Raw genomic sequence first — 5506 nt, 5'->3', positions numbered from 1 at the left:
ATAGGGGCATAGCCCCTATACAAAAAAAAGAATCATAAAACCACCCCTGACTTTATATAATTTATCAGGAGGATAATTCTATGATTAATTTGGATAAAAGAAAAATCAGAACAATAATAATATGCACTCTGCTTATAATCGCCACTTTGATAATATCTCTCTTTGCGGTGCATAAAATAAATGCGGGAATAGACAAAACACAATGGGGACTTGGAAATTACGAAGAGGGAAAACAGCCTGTCGGAAACGCCGACAGAGAAACACTTCAAAAGTATGACGCCTTCTACGTCGGAAATGAAAATGAAAAAACGATATACCTTACCTTTGACGCAGGCTACGAAAACGGGTATACAGAAAAAATACTAGACACCCTAAAAGAAGAAAATGTTCCCGCCGCATTTTTCCTTGTCGGAAATTATATAGAAAAAAACGGAGATCTCGTAAAAAGAATGATAAGCGAAGGTCATATAGTGGGAAACCATACCTATTCCCATAAAGACCTAAGATACGTAAGCGACGAAGAATTCAAAAAACAAATCAAAGATTTGGAAGATTTATACAAAAAAGTAACAGGCGAAGAAATGAAACATTACTTACGACCTCCAGAAGGAACTTTCAACGAACATTCTCTTCAAATGGCAAAAAGCATGGGCTACAAAACAATATTCTGGTCTCTTGCTTACAACGATTGGAACAACAACCAACAAAAAAGCTACAGCGAAGTGTTCAACAAAATAATGCCAAAACTCCACAACGGATGCGTAATGCTGCTTCATTCAACCTCAAAAACAAACAGTATCGTACTTCCGGATCTCATATCCAAACTGAAACAGGAAGGATATACCTTCAAAAGTTTAGACGATTTAACAAAATAAAATAATATTTTCCGTCTTTTTTCACATACTAAATACGTAACGAAAGTTACCCACGATTTTAAATATTTAGGAGGTTTGAAATGGCGAAAAATACTGCTATAGAATGTGACGTACAAAGCTGCGAACACAAATGTTGTGACAGCAACTACTGTTCTCTTGATTCCATCAAAGTCAGCACTCACGAAGCACATCCGACACAATGTGCCTGTACTGACTGTTTGTCTTTTAAGCTTAAAACAAAATAAGCATGAGACAGATAAATAAAAAAGGCATACAATAAAACTTCCCCTGTTAAACAAATTTCAAAATGAATTGTGAAAGGAATATAAAGAGTATTCTTTTCATACAAATTCAACAAAAAAAGGAAGAACTTCGGTTCTTCCTTTTTGTATAAATCTTTTTATTTTACGACAATATTGTAAATTCTGCCTTTAACGTAAATCTCTTTTACTATCTTCTTGCCCTCAGGTATGTTTTCCACCGCTTTTTCCCTGTGAACCGCAGCCTTTACTTCTTCTTCTCCTGCATTTCTTCCGACTTTTACTTTACCTTTGAATTTCCCGTTGATTTGAATAGGAATTTCAATTTCATCCGCAACGGTCTTTTCTTCGTCGTATTCAGGCCAAGAAGCTTGATGTAAGTATCCTTCAAATCCCGCTCTTACCCATAACTCTTCCGTCAAATGAGGAGCAACAGGGTTAAGTAAAATAAGGAATGTCTTAAACTCTGCTTTGTTGATTCTTCCCTTGTCGTAAACTTCGTTTGTCAATTTCATAAGTTGAGCTATCGCAGTATTGAACTTAAGGGTTTCGTAGTCTTCGCTTACTTTCTTAATTGTCTGATGCATTAACGTGGTAAGCTCTTTGGAATATTCTTCGCCATCAACCACCAAATCTTCCATTTTAGAAACTCTGTCTAAAAATCTCTTACAACCCTTAACTCCGTTTTCACTCCATGGCGCAACTTTTTCAAAGTCACCTATAAACATTTCGTATGTTCTTAAAGTATCAGCACCGAATTCGTCTACAACTTCATCAGGGTTAACTACATTACCTTTTGATTTAGACATCTTTTCATGATTTTCACCCAAAATCATACCATGGCTTGTTCTCTTTTGGTAAGGTTCTTTTGTGTTTACCACACCTATATCGTATAAGAACTTATGCCAGAAACGAGAGTATAATAAGTGAAGTGTAGTATGTTCCATACCACCATTATACCAATCTACATTCATCCAGTATTTAATAGCTTCTTCGCTTGCAAGAGCTTCATCATTATCAGGATCTGTATATCTTAAATAATACCAGCTTGAACCGGCCCATTGAGGCATTGTGTCAGTTTCTCTTTCAGCATCAGCACCACATTTAGGACATTTAACCTTATACCACTCAGGCATATTTTTAAGTGGACTTTCACCGTCATCAGTCGGTTTATAATCTTTTACATCTGGAAGTGTAAGAGGAAGTTCGCTTTCATCAAGCGGAACAAATCCGCAGTGAGGACAATTTATAATCGGAATAGGTTCTCCCCAGTATCTTTGACGAGAGAATACCCAGTCACGAAGCTTGAAATTGGTTTTTCTTCTTCCGATTCCTCTTTCTTCAACTATCTGTGTCATTTTTTCTTTTGCTTCTTTAATATCTAAACCGTCAATCAATGGAGAATTTACAAGTTTACCGTCTCCCGTGTAAGCTTCTTTTTCAATATCTCCGCCGCTTACCACTTCAACTATAGGCAAATCGAATACCTTTGCAAATTCATAGTCTCTCGTATCGTGAGCAGGTACCGCCATAATGGCACCTGTTCCGTATGTCATAAGTACATAGTCTGAAGCAAATACGCTTATTTCTTTTCCCGTAATAGGGTTTATGGCACTTATACCTTCAAGCTTAACACCTGTTTTTTCTTTGTTAAGTTCCGTTCTTTCAAAATCCGATTTCTTAGCGGCTTCTTCTTTGTACTCCACAACTTTGCCGTAATTTGTAATCTTGTTTTTTAATGTTTCTATTACAGGATGTTCGGGAGATATAACCATATATGTCGCACCGTAAATCGTGTCAGGTCTCGTTGTATACACGGTTAATTTTTCATCGCTGTCTTTTATTTCAAAATTGATTTCTGCACCGTAACTTCTGCCAATCCAGTTCTTTTGGCTTGATTTTACTCTGTCTATAAAATCAAGTCCGTCCAAATCGTCTATAAGCCTGTCGGCATATTCGGTAATTTTAAGCATCCATTGATTCTTTACTTTTCTTACAACTTCTCCGCCGCATCTTTCACAAACCCCGTTTACGACTTCTTCGTTTGCAAGCCCTACTTTACAGCTTGTACAGAAGTTTATCGGGAATTCTTTTTTATAAGCAAGTCCTTTTTTAAATAATTGTAAGAAAATCCATTGTGTCCATTTATAATATTTTGGATCTGTTGTATCAATTTCTCTTTGCCAGTCAAAAGAGTAACCAAGAGATTTTAGTTGTCTTTTGAAGTTAGCAATGTTGTTTTTCGTAACAATTGCAGGATGAACACCTGTTTTAATCGCATAGTTTTCCGTAGGAAGTCCGAAAGCGTCAAATCCCATTGGGAAAAGTACGTTGTACCCTTGCATTCTTTTCTTTCTCGATACTATATCAAGAGCAGTGTAAGGTCTTGGATGACCTACGTGAAGTCCCTGTCCCGAAGGATAAGGGAATTCAACCAAAGCGTAATATTTGGGTTTGTCTAAGCCCGTTTCGGCATGAAAACATTGTTCCTTATCCCAAATATCCTGCCATTTTTTTTCTATTTCTTTAAAGTTATAATTCTCCATTTATTTCTCCTTGTTTATAACTGTTTCGATTTTACATTAACATTTTTATTATAGTTAATTTATGGTACTTAAGTCAACAAAAATTATTATTTTTGTACCTAAAAACACATCCTTTGGCAAAAGATATTAATCTTTCTGTCGGATGTGTTTTTTCTTCCTTTCGTTTTCCTGTATTTAATTAACTTGCGGGAAGTTTATACCGCTGTTTTATCTTAAAGAAACGATAAAATAACCTTACCTCTTTTTGAATTATAAATCACGGTTAAAATATTTTTTATATCTCTTCCCCGTCGTCCTCATCTTCCTCTTGTATTATTCCTCTCTCCAAAGCCCTGTCGTGTACAAGATGCAAAAGCTCTATCTCCCCTTCAACCTCAGTCTCATAAGGGTATCTTCCGGCTATTATTTCAAAAGCCTCAAGCTCTGATTCTGCCGCTTCTTCGTCTTTGTTGTAAAACAGCTCGTAAGCGTAAAGCTGTCTTCTTCTTGCCACATAATACTTCTTCGTGGTGTTTATATATCTCTTCAAATCTTCGTCATATATCTCATCAATGACACTTTCTTCCTCTCCATCCAAAAGAGCAAGGAACAAAAGCTCACACTTAAGCTCGCTTTTATGAACGCTTAACATCTCCTCCAGATTATCCAAGGAATAATTGATAAGCTCTCTCGCCTCATCAAACTCCCTCTTGTCTATCAGATAGTTGCACCTGAAAGAATACATTACGCTCACAAGAGGGTTCTTGCAGTCCGAGTCGTAACTTTCAAGGTCAAACAACCTTTCGTCCATATCCTTAAACCTTACCCCTTTTGTAAGAAGCCCGTTGATTCTAAGCTGATTGTAAAGAGCTTTCTTCGATATCTTGTCCTCGTCCAAATAAAGAGCGTTTGCTCCGTCGTTGGCAATCCCTCCGATTTTTCTCGGTATTCCGTTAAGAAGCGCAAAGTAAAGCCCAAGAGCCGTACCTATAATAAACCCTTCCGAAAGAATGAGGATATAAGGAAGACTTACATAGAGTAAAAAGCATATAACCGCAAACAAAACATTGAAAATCGCTCCGCCGAAATTGTATAAGAAATACGGGAAATCATAGTCCTCTCCGCACTCAGGCGGTATCATCAAACACTGCCCCCCTGTACCGGGAATGTTGTATCTCTTATATGTCATTCTGCCGTCGTTTTTTATAAACATCATGCTGCCTATTCTGAAAGAAGCAAACTTGTATCCCGACAAAAGTCCGAAAACGAGATGTCCCCCTTCATGCACGATAATCGAAACGTAGGAAAGTACACTCGCCCATACAAATGCAAAAATTATGCTCTCTATTCCATGAAACACTCCCACTCCTTTAAACATAACCATTCCTATTATCACCGCAACGGAAAGCACTAAAACCAAATTCGGAAGCATATCGAAATCTCCCCTGCCTCCTGCGTTTTCATAAACCTCTTTACTTTCTCTCTCTTCAGCCGCCTCTTCTTCTGTAACTTTTTTCTCTTCGTAAAAAGAGCTTTCTTCTTCTCTTTCCTCTTCTTCAAAAGAAAAATCTTCCGCTTTCTTCTCCTGAATGTCTTTACCTGTAAAAAGGAGACTGTCCTTGTCGATGTCTTTTTCCTTGTTTAAAATGTTCTCATCATCCGTCAAATAAGGCATAAGATAATCGTCAAAAGTTTTTATTTCTTTGTTTTTATCTTCTTTCATTTTTTCACCGTCTGTATAAAATTTGTTAGCTATATATTAACACACTCCCCTTGCTTTTTAAAGAATAAAAAAGATTTTTCAGATTTCGCGCTAATACCCTATTAAGGGGAGTTGCCCCTTATA

Annotated in this window: 4 protein-coding genes; 2 read left to right on the top strand and 2 right to left on the bottom strand. The window is 37.0% G+C overall.

Annotation, left to right across the window (positions count from 1 at the left end; all coding sequences use genetic code 11):
- Positions 1-80: 80 nt before the first annotated feature.
- Positions 81-875, top strand: coding sequence for a delta-lactam-biosynthetic de-N-acetylase (pdaA, locus tag QZ357_RS08725; RefSeq protein ID WP_290776265.1), 795 nt, complete (start codon positions 81-83; stop codon positions 873-875).
- A gap of 80 nt (positions 876-955) precedes the next feature.
- On the top strand, positions 956-1120 hold the full coding sequence (locus tag QZ357_RS08720; RefSeq protein WP_290776263.1) for a DUF1540 domain-containing protein: 165 nt from the start codon (positions 956-958) through the stop codon (positions 1118-1120).
- Between the two features lie 155 nt (positions 1121-1275).
- On the opposite strand, the gene leuS is transcribed toward QZ357_RS08720, so the two are convergent.
- Positions 1276-3681 (bottom strand): leucine--tRNA ligase, encoded by a 2406-nt coding sequence (leuS, locus tag QZ357_RS08715; RefSeq protein WP_290776261.1) that lies wholly within the window; start codon positions 3679-3681, stop codon positions 1276-1278.
- Between the two features lie 274 nt (positions 3682-3955).
- Positions 3956-5383 (bottom strand): site-2 protease family protein, encoded by a 1428-nt coding sequence (locus QZ357_RS08710; protein WP_290776259.1) that lies wholly within the window; start codon positions 5381-5383, stop codon positions 3956-3958.
- Positions 5384-5506 lie beyond the last annotated feature (123 nt).

The sequence above is a fragment of the Anaerofustis sp. genome, from assembly GCF_019420015.1.
In the GTDB taxonomy this organism is placed as follows: Bacteria; Bacillota; Clostridia; order Eubacteriales; family Anaerofustaceae; genus Anaerofustis.
The sequence above is the reverse complement of the archived record's forward strand: the minus strand, read 5'-3'. Positions and strand labels throughout refer to the sequence as shown.

Coding starts and splice junctions, on each gene's coding strand:
- pdaA (WP_290776265.1), top strand. CDS start 81: ATGATTAATTTGGATAAAAGAAAAATCAGAACAATAATAATATGCACT.
- QZ357_RS08720 (WP_290776263.1), top strand. CDS start 956: ATGGCGAAAAATACTGCTATAGAATGTGACGTACAAAGCTGCGAACAC.
- leuS (WP_290776261.1), bottom strand. CDS start 3,681: ATGGAGAATTATAACTTTAAAGAAATAGAAAAAAAATGGCAGGATATT.
- QZ357_RS08710 (WP_290776259.1), bottom strand. CDS start 5,383: ATGAAAGAAGATAAAAACAAAGAAATAAAAACTTTTGACGATTATCTT.